This window comes from Xanthomonas sp. LMG 12462 (assembly GCF_009192885.1).
GTDB classification, from domain to species: Bacteria; Pseudomonadota; Gammaproteobacteria; order Xanthomonadales; family Xanthomonadaceae; genus Xanthomonas_A; species Xanthomonas_A sontii.
Genome location: NZ_NMPP01000096.1, coordinates 1 through 14,661, shown reverse-complemented (window position 1 = coordinate 14,661; position 14,661 = coordinate 1). Strand labels below are relative to the sequence as shown.

10 protein-coding genes and 1 pseudogene are annotated in these 14,661 nt (G+C 70.8%); 8 read left to right on the top strand and 3 right to left on the bottom strand.

Translation table 11 applies throughout. The features are described from left to right. Window positions 1-36 precede the first annotated feature (36 nt). The 6 genes and pseudogenes from CEK69_RS19795 to treA form a co-directional block, all read left to right on the top strand. Window positions 37-333: pseudogene (locus CEK69_RS19795) on the top strand (cellulose binding domain-containing protein); the annotation flags it as partial. Between the two features lie 254 nt (window positions 334-587). Beyond that, a complete protein-coding gene (locus tag CEK69_RS19790) occupies window positions 588-2,090 on the top strand; it encodes a glycoside hydrolase family 5 protein (protein ID WP_150411340.1) in 1,503 nt (500 codons plus the stop codon). A gap of 164 nt (window positions 2,091-2,254) precedes the next feature. Continuing rightward, entirely contained in the window at window positions 2,255-5,146 is a 2,892-nt protein-coding gene (locus CEK69_RS19785; RefSeq protein WP_152247524.1) for a pitrilysin family protein, read from the top strand. A 286-nt stretch (window positions 5,147-5,432) separates the two neighbouring features. Then, the gene (locus CEK69_RS19780; RefSeq protein WP_152182475.1) at window positions 5,433-6,212 is read left to right on the top strand and encodes a DUF72 domain-containing protein; all 780 of its coding nucleotides are present in this window, start codon (window positions 5,433-5,435) and stop codon (window positions 6,210-6,212) included. A 128-nt stretch (window positions 6,213-6,340) separates the two neighbouring features. Then, window positions 6,341-7,267 carry a GAF domain-containing protein gene (locus tag CEK69_RS19775; protein WP_152247522.1) on the top strand — a complete coding sequence of 309 codons (927 nt, stop codon included), beginning with the start codon at window positions 6,341-6,343 and terminating at the stop codon, window positions 7,265-7,267. A 377-nt stretch (window positions 7,268-7,644) separates the two neighbouring features. Continuing rightward, complete coding sequence (gene treA, locus CEK69_RS19770; RefSeq protein ID WP_152247520.1) at window positions 7,645-9,339, top strand: alpha,alpha-trehalase TreA; 1,695 nt, start codon at window positions 7,645-7,647, stop codon at window positions 9,337-9,339. Between the two features lie 26 nt (window positions 9,340-9,365). On the opposite strand, the gene CEK69_RS19765 is transcribed toward treA, so the two are convergent. Continuing rightward, entirely contained in the window at window positions 9,366-10,139 is a 774-nt protein-coding gene (locus CEK69_RS19765) for a lytic transglycosylase domain-containing protein (RefSeq protein ID WP_152247518.1), read from the bottom strand. 429 nt (window positions 10,140-10,568) lie between these two features. Further along, window positions 10,569-11,561, bottom strand: a complete 993-nt coding sequence (locus CEK69_RS19760; protein WP_226975239.1) for a hypothetical protein — start codon at window positions 11,559-11,561, stop codon at window positions 10,569-10,571. A 270-nt stretch (window positions 11,562-11,831) separates the two neighbouring features. Here CEK69_RS19760 and CEK69_RS19755 point away from each other — a divergent pair, with 270 nt between their 5' ends. Together CEK69_RS19755 and CEK69_RS19750 are read left to right on the top strand one after the other, a co-directional pair. Beyond that, complete coding sequence (locus CEK69_RS19755) at window positions 11,832-12,617, top strand: transporter substrate-binding domain-containing protein (protein ID WP_152247516.1); 786 nt, start codon at window positions 11,832-11,834, stop codon at window positions 12,615-12,617. Window positions 12,618-12,701: 84 nt separating this feature from the next. Continuing rightward, window positions 12,702-13,175, top strand: coding sequence for a DUF4410 domain-containing protein (locus CEK69_RS19750; protein WP_152247514.1), 474 nt, complete (start codon window positions 12,702-12,704; stop codon window positions 13,173-13,175). Window positions 13,176-13,569: 394 nt separating this feature from the next. Here the strand turns inward: CEK69_RS19750 and CEK69_RS19745 are convergent, their stop codons facing one another. After that, window positions 13,570-14,469, bottom strand: a complete 900-nt coding sequence (locus tag CEK69_RS19745) for an AraC family transcriptional regulator (protein ID WP_152247512.1) — start codon at window positions 14,467-14,469, stop codon at window positions 13,570-13,572. Window positions 14,470-14,661 lie beyond the last annotated feature (192 nt).

Here is a 14,661-nt window from a genome sequence, read left to right as displayed (position 1 = left end):
CGATGTGTATAAGAGCCAGGCTGAAGCTGGCGCTGCCCGGAGCCGACCCCGACCCCCACGCCGACTCCGGCCCCGGGCAGCGCCAGCTTCAGCACCAAGGTCATCGTCGATAGCGACTGGAACGCCGGCTACTGCGAACGCGTGCAGGTGACCAACAGCGGCAGCGCCACCGGCAACTGGGCGGTCACCCTGTCCATCAGCGGCACCGTCAACAACCTGTGGAACGCCACCTGGAAGCAGTCGGGCACCACCCTCAGCGCCAGCGGCGTGGACTGGAACAAGACCCTGGCCCCCGGCGCCACCGCCGAGTTCGGGTTCTGCGCCGCCCGCTGAAGACGGCGCCATCGCCCCGCGCAGCGCGCGGGGCGCAACCTCAACGGCAGCGTCCCACGACGCTGCCGTTGGCGTTTCCACCAGGCGACGGCGCGCCCGTGGACATCACCACAGCTCCCGCGCGCAATCCGTGGACAAGCCCGTCTTCTGCAACGGCAGTCACGGCCGCCATGGCGGACACTGCCGATCATCGCCGCCAAGTATCCGCCCCCTTGGCCGGCGCACTCCGCACCGGCCACCCTCGGAGCATCGCGATGAACCGATCCCTGCATTCCCGCATTACCCGCTGCCTGCTGGCCGCGGCGCTCGTGGTCGCCAGCGGCTCGGCCTGGAGCTATGCCATCGACCAGGGCAAGGTGGTGGACGACGCCGGCAACGCCGTGCAATTGCGCGGCGTCAACTGGTTCGGTTTCGAGACCTCGCAGCACACCGTGCACGGCCTGTGGGCGCGCAACTGGAAGGACATGATCACGCAGATGCAGGGCCTGGGCTTCAACGCCGTGCGCCTGCCGTTCTGCCCGCAGACGCTGCAGGCGGTCTCGCCCGGCAGCATCGACTACAGCCGCAATCCGGACCTGCAGGGCCTGAACTCGCTGCAGTTGCTCGACAAGGTGATCAACGAACTCAGCAGCCGCGGCATGTATGTGCTGCTCGACCACCACACCCCGGACTGCAACGCGATCTCCGAACTCTGGTACACCGGCAGCTACAGCGAGCAGCAATGGCTGAATGATCTGAGCTTCGTCGCCAAGCGCTACGCGTCGGTGCCGGGGGTGATCGGCCTGGATCTGAAGAACGAGCCGCACGGCGCCGCCACCTGGGGCAGCGGCAATGCCGCCACAGACTGGAACAAGGCCGCCGAACGCGCGTCGGCGGTGGTGCTGAACGCGGCGCCGAACTGGCTGATCGTGGTCGAAGGCATTTCCAACACGTCCACCTGCTCCAGCGACACCGCCCACTTCTGGGGCGAGAACCTGGAACCGCTGGCCTGCACCCCGCTGGCCATCCCGGCCAACCGCCTGCTGCTCGCCCCGCACGTGTACGGACCGGACGTCTACATGCAGCCGTACTTCAGCGCGTCCAATTTCCCGGCCAACATGCCGGCGATCTGGGAGCAGCACTTCGGCCAGTTCGCCCAGGCCGGCCACGCGCTGCTGCTGGGCGAGTTCGGCGGCAAGTACGGCCAGGGCAACCCGCTGGACGTGCAGTGGCAGAACGCACTGGTCGACTACCTGATCGGCAAGGGCATCCACAGCGGCTTCTACTGGTCGTGGAATCCGAACAGCGGCGACACCGGCGGCATCCTCAACGACGACTGGAGCACGGTGCGCACCGACAAGGTGACCCTGCTGAAGAAGCTGTGGGACAGCGACGGCAGCAGCACGGGCGGTGGCGGTGGTGGCAACGGTGGCGGTGGCAACGGTGGTGGTAACGGCGGTGGCAATGGTGGAGGCGGTGGTGGTGGCAACGGCGGCGGCGGAACGCCCACGCCGCCGCCGTCCGGCAGCAGCTTCAGCACCAAGGTGCTGGTCGACAGCGACTGGAACGCCGGCTACTGCAACCGCGTGCAGGTGACCAACACCGGCGGCAGCAGCGGCGACTGGAGCGTCGCCCTGTCGATCAGCGGCACCGTCAACAACCTGTGGAACGCCACCTGGACCCAGTCGGGGACCACGCTCAGCGCCAGCGGCGTCGACTGGAACAAGACCCTGGCCCCCGGCGCCACCGCCGAGTTCGGGTTCTGCGCCGCACGCTGAGCGCGCCGCCGCGTCCCTGACGCCACCCGCACGGCCCTTCCCCCGCGCGGGCCGTGCGCGAGGCCGGCCGCCCACGCGGCGCCGCGCGGTGTGCCATCAGTCACGTTCCCGCGGCCGCCGCCGCCCCTCTATGCTGGCGCACTGTCCACACTCAGGCCCGGCCCATGCTCCGACCCTTGTCGCTGTTGATCTCCAGCATCCTCACCCTCGGCACCGGCGCCGCCCTGGTCGCCGCGCCGGCGGCCCTGGCCGCGGCCACGCCGGGCCAGGCGACCGCGCCGGAGATCGCCTACACCCGCTTCACCCTGCCCAACGGCCTGACCGTGGTGGTGCACGAGGACCACAAGGCGCCGGTGGTGGCGGTGAGCATCTGGTACCACATCGGTTCGGGCGACGAGCCGGCCGGCAAGACCGGCTTCGCGCACCTGTTCGAACACCTGATGTTCTCCGGCTCGGAGAACCACAAGGGCACCTACTTCCAGCCGTTCGAGAAGGTCGGCGCCACCGACATGAACGGCACCACCTGGTTCGACCGCACCAACTACTTCGAGACCGTGCCGACCACCGCGCTGGACACCGCGCTGTGGATGGAATCGGACCGCATGGGCCACCTGCTCGGCGCGATCGGCCAGAAGGAACTGGACACCCAGCGCGGCGTGGTCCAGAACGAGAAGCGCCAGGGCCAGAACCGCCCCTACGGCCGCGTCGACGAAAACATCCTGGCCAACATCTTCCCGGCCAACCACCCGTACCAGCACGACACCATCGGCTCGATGGCCGACCTCGACGCGGCCTCGCTGGACGACGTCAAGCAGTGGTTCCACGACAACTACGGTGCCGCCAACACCACCCTGGTGCTGGCCGGCGACATCACCGTGGCGCAGGCCAAGGCCAAGGCCGAGCAGTACTTCGGCGACATCCCCGCCGGCCGCCCGGTGCCGCGCCAGCAGCCGTGGATCACCCCGCTGGCCAAGCAGACCCGCGGCGTGCAGCACGACCACGTCGCGCAGCCGCGCATCTACCGCACCTGGGTGGCGCCGCAACTGGGCACCGACGACGCGGTGCTGCTGGACCTGGCCACCACCGTGCTCGGCGGCGGCAAGACCAGCCGCCTGTACCAGCGCCTGGTCTACCGCGACAAGCTGGCCGACGATGTCTCCGCCGGCCTGCAGTCGTTCGCGCTGGCCAGCCAGCTGCAGATCACCGCCGACGTGAAGGAAGGCGTGGACCCGGCCAAGGTCGAGGCCGCCATCGCCGACGAACTGCAGAAGTTCCTCGCCGAAGGCCCCACCGCCGACGAACTGCAGCGCGCCCAGGTCGGCTACCGCGCCGGCTTCGTGCGCGGCCTGGAGAAGGTCGGCGGCTTCGGCGGCAAGGCCACGGTGCTGGCCGAGGGCCAGGTCTACCGCAACGATCCGGGCGCCTACAAGAAGGACCTGCAGCGCGCGCAGGACGCCACCGTCGCCAGCGTGCGCAAGGCCGCCGACACCTGGTTCGGCAAGGGCGACTACCTGCTGACCGTGCTGCCGGCGCCGGAAGGCTTCGATCCGGCGGCCGAGGACAAGGCGGTCAAGCCGCTGCCGGCGGCCCCGGGCAAGCCCGCGCCGAAGGTGCCGGCCAAGGGCAACTACAGCGTCGGCAAGTCGCAGGTGGACCGCGCGGCCGGCGTGCCGGAGACCAGCCAGTTCCCGAGCCTGAGCTTCCCGCAGCTGCAGCGCGGCAAGCTCAAGAACGGCATCGAGGTGGTGCTGGCCGAGCGCCACACCATCCCGGTCACGCAGATCCAGATGCTGTTCGATGCCGGTTACGCGACCGACCGCGGCAGCAAGCTCGGCACCGCCAACTTCACCGCGGCGCTGATGAACGAGAGCACCCGCAACCTGGATTCGGTGGACGTGGCACAGCGCCGCCAGCGCCTGGGCGCGATGACCAGCGTGTCCTGCGAACTGGACAGCTGCGACGCCTCGCTCAACGCGCTCAACGACCAGCTGGCGCCGTCGCTGGAGCTGTTCGCCGACATCGTGCGCAACCCGGCGTTCAAGGCCGACGACATCGAGCGCATCCGCGGCCAGTGGCTGGCCTCGATCGCGCAGGAGAAGACCCAGCCGCAGGGCCTGGCGCTGCGCACCCTGCCGCCGCTGCTGTACGGCCCCAGCCATCCGTACGGCGTGCCGCTCACCGGCACCGGCACCGAGGCGGCGATCAAGAGCCTCACCGCGGGCGACCTGAGCGCGTTCCAGAACAACTGGCTGCGTCCGGACAACGTGCGCATCCTGGTCGCCGGCGACACCACCCTGGCCAAGATCATCCCGCAGCTGGATGCCGCGTTCGGCGACTGGCAGGCCCCGGCCGGCAAGCGCCCGACCAAGAGCCTGCCGCAGGTGGCCGCGCAGCCCAAGCCGCGCGTGTTCCTGATCAACCGCGACGACGCCCCGCAGTCGCTGATCCTGGCCGGCCTGCTCGCGCCCTCGACCAAGGCGCCGAACAACCTGGCGATCGGCGTGGCCAACGGCGCCTTCGGCGGCACCTTCACCTCGCGACTGAACATGAACCTGCGCGAGGACAAGCGCTGGGCCTACGGCGCCAACAGCTTCATGATCGACGCGATCGGCCAGCGCCCGTTCCTGTTCTTCGCCCCGGTGCAGACCGACAAGACCGCCGAATCGGCCGCAGAGATCCTCAAGGAAGCCAAGGCCGTGGTCGGCGACAAGCCGCTGACCGCCGCCGAGATCGCCAAGATCAAGGAACAGCGCGTGCGCGCCCTGCCGGGCAGCTTCGAGACCACCGGTGCGGTGCTCGGCGCGATGGAAGGCATCGTCCAGTACGGCCGCCCGGACGACTACGTGCAGACGCTGAAGACGCGCCTGGAAGCGGTCGACCAGCCGGCGGCGGAAGCGGCGATCAAGGAGATCGTGGCGCCGCAGGCGATGACCTGGGTGATCGTCGGCGACCTCAAGCAGATCGAAGCGCCGGTGCGTGCGCTGAAGCTGGGCGAGGTGCAGGTGCTGGACAGCGACGGCCAGCCGGTCAAGGCGAAGGCCGCGGCCAAGCAGTAACGCCGCACACGCATGGCGGGGCTGCCCCGCCATGCGCCACGCGCCACGCGCCGACGCCAGCATGGGGCGTCGGCGCCATCGCAACGCATCGCCGTCGCGCGATGCGACATGCGACGACAGTGAGTGAACGCGCAGGTTGCGCTGCGGCGCAGCCTGCAGGCATCGATCTTCCCTCGCATGCGTGGGTCGCCGATGGGTTGCCAAGGCGGCGCGCCGCTCCTGTCCTTCACGGCGCCTGGCCGCAACGCTTGGTATCCGCAAGGCCTGTCCTGGCCTGCCACCGCCGATGCCGACCGCTTCTCCCCGCTGCGTCGTCGCTCCCCGCATCCGCGTCGGCTGCGCCGGCTGGTCGATCGCCAGCACGCAACGCGCCCTGGTCGGCGACGGCGCCAGCCAGTTGGCGCGCTATGCCACCCGCTTCAACGCGGTCGAGATCAACTCCACGTTCTACCGCGCCCACCGCGCCAGCACCTACCAGCGCTGGGCCGACAGCGTGCCGACGGAGTTCCGCTTTTCGGCCAAACTGCCACGCACCATCACCCACGACGCGCGCCTGTCCCGCGTGGCGCCACTGCTGCAGACCTTCCTCGGCGAGGTCGGCCATCTCGGCGACAGGCTCGGCTGCCTGCTGGTGCAACTGCCGCCAAGCCTGGCCTTCGATGCGCGCATCGCCAGCACGTTCTTCGCGATGCTGCGGCGCCGCTGGCACGGCGGCATTGCCTGCGAACCGCGCCATGCCAGTTGGTTCAGCGCGCGCGCCGAGGCACTGTGGCAGCGCCATCGCATCGCGCGCGTGGCCGCCGACCCGGCCCTCGACGCAAGCGCCGCGCAGCCGGCAGGCGCGGCGGCGCCGGCCTACTGGCGCTGGCATGGCGCGCCGCGCGTCTACTACAGCGACTACGCCGACGCCACGCTGCGCAACCTGGCCGAGCGCGTCCTCGCCACCACGCCGCACCCGCACGACGCCTGGGTGATCTTCGACAACACCGCGCTCGGCCACGCCCTCGACAACGCCGCCACGCTGCAGGCGCAGCTGCGCGCGCTCGGCGTCGGCGCCGCCGACTGATCGCCAACGCGTGGCCATCGACGCTTGGCGTGCGCCGCGTCACGCTTGCGCGCTTGTCCACGCGACCTCGCCACGCCCTGCGGTATGGTGCTGCGCCTCGCGATCCGCGCCAGACCCGACGCCGCCCCATGACCGATGAAGCCCAGCGCCAGCGTGTCCTCGACAGCTACCGCATCGTCGACAGCCTGCCCGAGGCCGCATACCAGGACATCGTGCAGATCGCCGCCGCGCTGTGCGACACGCCGATCGCGCTGCTGTCGCTGCTGGACCGCGACCGCCAATGGTTCAAGGCACGGATCGGCCTGGAGCTGCCGCAGACCGAGCGCAGCCAGGCGGTATGCGACCACGCCATCCGTGAGCCCGAGCACATGCTGGAAGTGCCCGACCTCGCCGACGACCCGCGCTTCGCCGACCTGCAGATGGTGCGCGGCGACACCGGCGCGCGCTTCTACGCCGGCATGCCGCTGGTCACCGACGAGGGCATCGCCTTGGGCACCGTGTGCGTGCTGGACACCACGCCGCGCGAACTCAAGGACGCCCAGCGCGACGGCCTGCGCGCGCTGGCGCGCACGGCCATGCGCCTGCTCGACGCGCGCCGGGATGCGCTGCAGCGTCAACGCGAGGCGCTCCTGCAAGCGCACCCGGTTGGCGACAACACGGACTCCGGCACCGGCCGCCGCTACCGGGTGGTGATCCTGGAAGTGCAGGAACTGGCCGCGCTGGCCGAGCGGCAGAGCGAACGCCTGCTGGGCAGCAGCCTGCAGCAACTCGACCGCACCCTGGCCAGCTACGTGCAGGACGACGGCGCCGCCGACAGTGTGGACCGGGCGACCGACAGCGCGGAATTCATCGTCATGCTGCACGGCGCCGACGCCGAGCAGAAGCTGCGCGGCCTGCGCGAGATCGCCGCGCGGCAGCAGGCGCTCGGGCTGACCGTGCTGGTCGGCGACGCCCAGGCCACACGGGCGGACGAGCCGATCGGGCAGGTGTTCCTGCGCGCCGAGGCCGCGCTCAGCGCGGAGAAGGACCGCCAGCGGCCGCAGCAGTCAGCCTGACCTGCGGGCGGATCGCCGACCGGCGACCGCCGGCGCACGTGGCGCGCTGACGCCCCAGCTCCCTGATCCACAGCGGGCAAGCACCTACGCGCACCGGCCTTGGCGGCGCGCTGAACGCCCAGCCGCCCCGCTCTGGGCGAGCGGCGCCAACCATTCTGCAGATGACGTGCTCCGGCTGACCCGGCGACGAGCAGCCACGCCGCCCTAGCGGCCCCGTTCTTGCATGCCCCAGGCGTTGCGGTCCCTCACCGGTACGAGCCGGGCGGCGCGCGGCCGCCAGGGCAGGATCGGGTGGGCCACGCACCGGATCCGGCCGGGCGCCCCCGTCTCCGCTTCGGTCGTTTACCATGCCGCACGCATCCTGCTCTGGACCCGACATGAGCCATGCCGCTCCTCCCTGCTGCACCCCGCTGCTGAGCCTGTCGCTCGGCCTGTTGCTCGGCACCGCCGATACCGCCATGGCGGAGGCCGCGCCGGCGACCACGCTGACCGCCCCGGCACCGCCGCCGCAGACGCCCGACCTGGCCTACCCGGAACTGTTCCAGGCGGTGCAGCAGCAGGAACTGTTCGACGACCAGAAGCACTTCGTCGACGCGCTGCCGCTGCGCGACCCGGCGCTGATCAACGCCGACTATCTGGCGCAGCGCCAGCAGCCCGGTTTCGACCTGCGCCGTTTCGTCGCCGCCAACTTCGAGGAATCCGGCCCGGTGCAGACCGAGGCGATCCGTCAGGACACCGGCCTGCGCGAGCACATCGACGCGCTGTGGCCGCTGCTGGTGCGCCGCCAGGTCGACGTGCCGCCCTACAGCAGCCTGCTGTCGCTGCCGCACCCCTACGTGGTGCCGGGCGGGCGCTTCCGCGAGGTCTACTACTGGGATTCCTACTTCACCATGCTCGGCCTGGTGGAGAGCGGCGAGCACGAACGCAGCCGGCAGATGCTGGACAACTTCGCCTACCTGATCGACACCTACGGGCACATCCCCAACGGCAACCGCACCTACTACCTGAGCCGCTCGCAGCCGCCGTTCTTCTCGCACATGGTGCAGTTGCAGGCCAAGGTGGAAGGCGATGCCGCCTACGCGCGCTACCTGCCGCAGTTGCAGAAGGAATACGCGTACTGGATGGAAGGCGCGCAGACCCTGGCCCCGGGCAGCGCGCATGCGCACGTGGTGCGCCTGGCCGACGGCAGCCTGCTCAACCGCTACTGGGACGCCCGCGACACGCCGCGCCCGGAAGCCTGGCTGCACGACGTGCGCACCGCCGCCGAGGCCAAGGACCGCCCCGCCGCCGAGGTCTACCGCGACCTGCGCGCCGGCGCCGAGAGCGGCTGGGACTATTCCAGCCGCTGGCTCGGCGACCGCAAGACCCTGGCCAGCATCCGCACCACCGCGATCGTCCCGATCGACCTCAACAGCCTGCTCTACCACCTGGAGACCACCCTGGCCCTTGCCTGCGCCAAAAACCCAGGCGCGCCCGGCTGCGACACCGACTATGCCGCCCTGGCCAGCGCGCGCAAGACCGCGATCGACAAGCACCTGTGGAGCGATGCCGGCTACTACGCCGACTACGACTGGCAGCAGCGCCGGCTGCGCGAACAGGTCACCGCCGCGGCGCTGTACCCGCTGTTCGTCGGCGTTGCCTCGCCGGCGCGGGCCAAGCGCACTGCCGACACCGTGCAGGCGCAGTTGCTGCGCCCCGGCGGCGTGGCGACCACGCGCCTGCACACCGGCCAGCAGTGGGACGAACCCAACGGCTGGGCGCCGCTGCAATGGATCGCCGTGGACGGCCTGCGCCGCTACGGCCAGGACACGCTGGCGCAGCGCATCGGCAGCCGTTTCCTGGCGCGGGTGCAGGCGCTGTTCGCGCAGCAGCACAAGCTGGTGGAGAAGTACGGCGTGGACGCGCAGGCCAAGGGCGGCGGCGGCGGCGAGTACGCGCTGCAGGACGGCTTCGGCTGGACCAATGGCGTGACCCTGTTGCTGCTGGATCTGTACGCGGCGCCGGCCGCGGCGCCGACAGCGCCGCACGCGCAAGCAACGGCCGAAGCCGAGGCGGAGGCCGTCGCGCTCTGAGCCGCCGCGGGCGGTGGGCGCCGCCGCTATTGCGCGGGCGTCTCCACGGCCATCCCCATCGCGATGCGGTAGCGCTGGTACAGCGCCATCACCTTGTCGATGTACGCGCGGGTCTCCGCGTACGGCGGCACGCCGCCGTAGCGCGCCACCGCGCCGATGCCGGCGTTGTAGGCCGCCGCGGCCAGCACCCGATCGCCGGCGTAGCGGCGCAGCAACGCGCGCATGTAGCGGGCGCCGCCGTCGATGGACTGGTCGGCCGCGAACGGATCGCGCACGCCGTACTGCCTGGCGACCTCGGGCAACAGTTGCATCACCCCCTGCGCGCCCTTGGGCGAGACCGCGGCGGCATCGAAGCCGCTCTCGGCATGCGCGATCGCGCGCAGCCACGGCTCGTCGACCCCGGTGGCGCGCGCCGCGGCGCGGAACTGTTTGGCATGCGCCTGCAGTTGCGGCGCTCCGAGCTTGCCCAGTCCGGGGTGTGCACTCTCGCCTGGCGGCGTGACCGCGGTAAAGCGCAGATACGGCCGCGAGCCCGGCAGATTGCGCGTGGAGTAGACCAGTTGCCCGTCCTGCTCGCGCTCGTACAGGGTGCCGCTGAACACGCCGAGGTTGCCCCACAGATTGGGCGTGGCGATCGCCGCATCGTCCAGTTCCCTGGGGGTGCAGCGCGAACCCGGTTCCGGCGCGGTAGCCAGGCTGACCGTGCCGTCGCGCACGCAGCGGTACACCGTGCGCGCTGCCGCGTCGGCGACAACGCCACAGCACAGCAGCAGGCACAGCACGGCACGGGCAAGCGGCATCGGCGACACACGCTCGGATGGGATGGGCGCGCATCATCGCGCAGCGCGCGTGGACGCAGGTGACGGCCTGTCGCTCGGCGCTGTTTCCGACACGGGTCTGGGTAGGAGCGGCTCCAGCCGCGACCAGGCTCCTGCACACCACGATGGCACCAGACTCCACGCGTCGGGACTGAAGTCCCTCCCACAAGGGCATGCGGCACGCTGGCTGGAACATCGTTGGTGCCGATTGCTTCAGCGGCCGGATAGCGCACCGCCTTCGCTCGTCGCGCCTGAAGCCGTTCCTACAAGAACGTGCAGCACACGGCCTGGGCGCACCGTGGGAGGGACTTCAGTCCCGACTGCTGCCAAGGTCGAATCGCTCGCGGCCTCCGCTCTTCGCGATTCAAGCAGCGACGACCATTGCATGCGTCCTCCGACCTGCACGCCCGCCTACGGCGCACACGCCGCGAGCTTCTGATCGGCGTACCACAGCGCGCGCCGCGCCAGATCGTAGGCGCTGTCGGCCTCGCGCGGCAGCAGTTGCTGCGCGCGGATCGGGTCGGCGCCCTTGGCCATGGCGGTTTCCACCTGCAGCAGCGCGTCCAGGTGCTGCTGCACCGGCGCCAGCAGGCGCGCGCGCTGCGCCGCCGGGCAGGCGCCGCGACGTTGCTGCAGGTCGGCCAGGGCCTGGCGAATCCGCCGACTGGCTTCGCCATCCAACCCGGGCGCCTTTTCGAAGGCGATCGGCGCGGCCTTGTAGGCATCGCCGGTGGCCTCGCTGCCGAGGTCGCTGGCGCGCTCGTGCAGCGCCGGATTGAACCGCACGTCCGGCGGCGGCCGCGCCACCGCCGACTGATGGGTGTTCTTGGGCAGCAGCTGCTTGATCGCCCGGTCGATGCCCTGCACGGCGACGTCGCCGAGGGTGCCGTCGCTGGCCCAGTCCTTGTCGAAACGGGTCGACCGGTAGTCGATCGGGTTGGGCCGTTCGAGCAGGCGCCTGGACTTGGCCACATCGCGCGGATTGAGCGTCCCCGGCGGCGTGCCCTGCGCCTGCGCGAACGGGTCCACCGCCACCCCGTCCGGCAGGCGCGGATGGCCATCGCCGGTATAGAGCGTCGCCGCCATGCCGGTCGCGGCCGCGGCGGGCGCGCTCGGCGTCTGCGAGGGCGAAGACGGCGGCGCGGCGGCGCCGCGCGGCGGCCGTGTCCCGGCCGGCATGCGGGCGTCCACGGCCGGCGCGCGCGTGGACGCCCGCGGCGGGTCCGGAACGCGCTGCGCGGTCTGCCGCGGCAGGAACACCAGGCGCAGCGCATCCTCGGCCACGGCACGCGGCGGCGCCGACGGCGTGCCCCACAGCAGGCGTCCCAGCAAGGCCAGGATCATCGCCGTCGCCAGTGCCGCCCACAGCTGCAGCCATCGGTCTTGCGCAGGAAGGGGGGTCACGACGGTCGAGGATCCATGGGCAGGCGGCGAGGAAGAATGTGGGGGACGGACCGGTACAGCGTGCCGCGAGTTCCGTTGCCGGCGCGTGCCGCCGCGCGCGGCAAGAGGCAACATGGCGTCACCGGCGCCCGCCCGGTGCACGCAAGGCCTTGTCGCGTCAGGGATTGCGTCGGTGCATGCGCAAAACGGCTAAGGTGACGCGCACCGCCGGCGCGACAGCCGGCGTACAGCCAACGGGCACCGACGCCCACCCTGCCGCAGGAGAACCGCATGATCCGACGCCTGGCCGCCGGCCTGCTCGGCGCCGCGCTGGCGCTGCCCGCACACGCCGCCCCCTCGCACCTGGACAGCGTCCTGCAACGCGGCGTGCTGCGCGTGTGCACCACCGGCGACTACGCGCCCTACAGCCGCCTGCACCGCGACGGCACCTACGACGGCATCGACATCGCCCTGGCGCAATCGCTGGCCGACAGCCTGGAGGTCAAGCTGCAATGGGTGCCCACGCGCTGGCCGACCCTGCTGCCGGACCTGCGCGCCGACCGCTGCGACATCGCCGTCGGCGGCATCTCGGTATCGCTGCCGCGGCAGCGCCAAGCCTGGTTCAGTGCCGTGCTGGAGGTCGACGGCAAGATCCCGCTGGTGCGCTGCGCCGACCGCACGCGCTACCGCACCATCGCCCAGATCGACCGGCCCGAAGTGCGGGTGATCGAACCGCGCGGCGGCACCAACGAGGCGTTCGCCCGCCGCGAACTGCCGCATGCGCAGTTGCGCCTGTCCGACGACAACCCCACCATCTTCCGCGACCTGCGCGAGGGCCGCGCCGACGTCATGATCACCGACGCCTCCGAAGCGCGCTTCCAGCAGCGCCAGGTGCCCGGCCTGTGTGCGGTGGCGCCGGAGCAGCCGCTGCAGTACAGCGAGAAAGCGTTCCTGCTGCCGCGCGACGACATGGCCTGGAAGGCCTACGTCGACCAGTGGCTGCACCTGAGCAAGGCCAGCGGCGCCTATGCACGGATCGTGGCCGCGTGGCTCGGCGATCCGGAGACAACGCGCTAGGCCTCCCGCCTGCCCGCGCGCAGCCGCTATGCTGCCGCGGCCGGCGGCGTTCGCCCCGGCATGGGGATTCAACAAGGAGAGAGCATGAGACTGCAATGGAAAACGCTCGCGCTGGTGAGCGTGATGTTGCTGGCCGCCGGCTGCGCGACCAACAGCGTGGTGCACCAGAGCTACAAGGCGACCACCGCCGAAACCTACTGGTACCAGCTCACCGGCAACGACGACACCGACGCCGAGAGCCTGGCCATGTTCCGCCGCCAGCTCGACGCGCAACTGGACGCGGCGCACCTGCACGGCACGCAGGGCCAGGCCAATGCACGCAAGATGACCATCGTCATCGACCACTACTACATGCGCAGCAACGGTGCGCGCTTCTGGGCCGGCATCATGGCCGGGCGCGACAAGATCAAGAGCCGCGTCACCGTCGCCGATGCCAACGGCAAGACCGCCGCGCAGTTCGACGTGGAATCGACCAACAGCACCGCCTGGGGCACCTCCGAAGGCCTGATCGAGCGCCACGCGCAGGAGATCGTCGCGAGGCTCAAGCAATTGCAGTAGTGCGTGCCGCCCGTGCAGGACCGCACCGGTCCTGCACGGGCGCCGAAGCGCACCAACGCGCTGCCTGCTGCAGCTCGAATCGCTCGATCCGGCGACACGCAAGCCGGATGCGGCTTGCTCTGTAGGAGTCAAGTGTCATGCAGCCGCGACGCGCGATGTGGTGTGCGTTCCGATGGCGCAATGCGTCGGGACTGAAGTCCCTCCCACAGTGCACCCGGGGGGCTCGCCGCAAGCCCCTGTGGCAGCGACTTCAATCGCGACGGAGCTTTCCCGGTAACGCGCGTAGCGGCTGACGCCGCCCCTACGGGACGTGCCTCGGAGTGATGAGAGAGGCCCTTGGTCGATCAAGCAGCACGTCAGATGCACAAAGCGGCGCGCGCAGTGCCGGTACCCCTCAGCCGGCCAGGCCCAGCTGCTCGGCCAGATCGCTGCGCGGCGACCGCCCGTACAGCCGGCTGTATTCGCGACTGAACTGCGACGGGCTCTGGTAGCCGACGCGGTAGCCGGCCGCGCCCACGTCCATGCGTTCGACCACCATCAGCCGCCGCGCCTCGCGCAGGCGCAACTGCTTCTGGTACTGCAACGGCGTCATCGCCGCGACCGCGCTGAAATGATGATGCAGCGAGGACACGCTCATGTTGACCTGGCGCGCCAGATCCTCGATCCGCAGCGGCTCGGCGTAGTGCTGGCGCAACCAGGCGATGGCCTTGGCGATGCGGTTGCTGGGGCTGTCCTCCTGGGCGATGCGCAGCAGGTTCGGCCCGCATGGTCCGACCAGCAGGCGATACAGGATCTCCTGCTCGATCAGCGGCGCCATCGCCGCGATGTCGGCCGGGCGTTCCAGCAACCGCAGCATGCGCAGCGTCGCGTCCAGCAGGTCCGGGCAGGCGGTGTTGACCGAGACCCCGCGCGGGCGCTCGACGCCCACCTGCGGCGGCAACGGAATGCGCTCGAGCAGTTCGCGCAGCCGGTCCGGCCGGATCGACATGCCCACGCCCAGCAGCGGCTGTTCCGGGCTGGCCTGTGTGATGCGCGAGACCACCGGCAGATCCAGCGTCACCAGCAGAAAGGTGCCCACGCCGTAGTGGTACTCCTCGTTGCCCAGGGTCAGGCATTTCTCGCCCTGCAGCACCAGCGCGAAGACCGGCCATTGCGCGGTATGCGTCTTCGGCGACGGCGCGGAGCGGTAGGAACAGAAGAAGCCGTCGATGGCGGTGTCGTGGTCGCCATCGGGGACGGCCAATCGGGCAACCAGGGCGGCCATTTCCTGGTAACGGTGGGCGAGCGCGGTCATCGGCAAGGGCGCCGTAGCGTGCGGAGGAGGAAGGCAAGCTTGCACGATGCTGCGCCGGCACGGACCACGGCGCGACGCGGCTTGCAGGATCGTACAAGAATTCCGTTGGATCGCGCTAACGCGCCCGCGGCGCGGGCCAGCATCCTGTGTCCGCCGGTTCCCGCACCGGCGCCGTCCCGGAACGCCCGCCCC

Coding starts and splice junctions, on each gene's coding strand:
- CEK69_RS19790 (WP_150411340.1), top strand. CDS start 588: ATGAACCGATCCCTGCATTCCCGCATTACCCGCTGCCTGCTGGCCGCG.
- CEK69_RS19785 (WP_152247524.1), top strand. CDS start 2,255: ATGCTCCGACCCTTGTCGCTGTTGATCTCCAGCATCCTCACCCTCGGC.
- CEK69_RS19780 (WP_152182475.1), top strand. CDS start 5,433: ATGCCGACCGCTTCTCCCCGCTGCGTCGTCGCTCCCCGCATCCGCGTC.
- CEK69_RS19775 (WP_152247522.1), top strand. CDS start 6,341: ATGACCGATGAAGCCCAGCGCCAGCGTGTCCTCGACAGCTACCGCATC.
- treA (WP_152247520.1), top strand. CDS start 7,645: ATGAGCCATGCCGCTCCTCCCTGCTGCACCCCGCTGCTGAGCCTGTCG.
- CEK69_RS19765 (WP_152247518.1), bottom strand. CDS start 10,139: ATGCCGCTTGCCCGTGCCGTGCTGTGCCTGCTGCTGTGCTGTGGCGTT.
- CEK69_RS19755 (WP_152247516.1), top strand. CDS start 11,832: ATGATCCGACGCCTGGCCGCCGGCCTGCTCGGCGCCGCGCTGGCGCTG.
- CEK69_RS19750 (WP_152247514.1), top strand. CDS start 12,702: ATGAGACTGCAATGGAAAACGCTCGCGCTGGTGAGCGTGATGTTGCTG.
- CEK69_RS19745 (WP_152247512.1), bottom strand. CDS start 14,469: ATGACCGCGCTCGCCCACCGTTACCAGGAAATGGCCGCCCTGGTTGCC.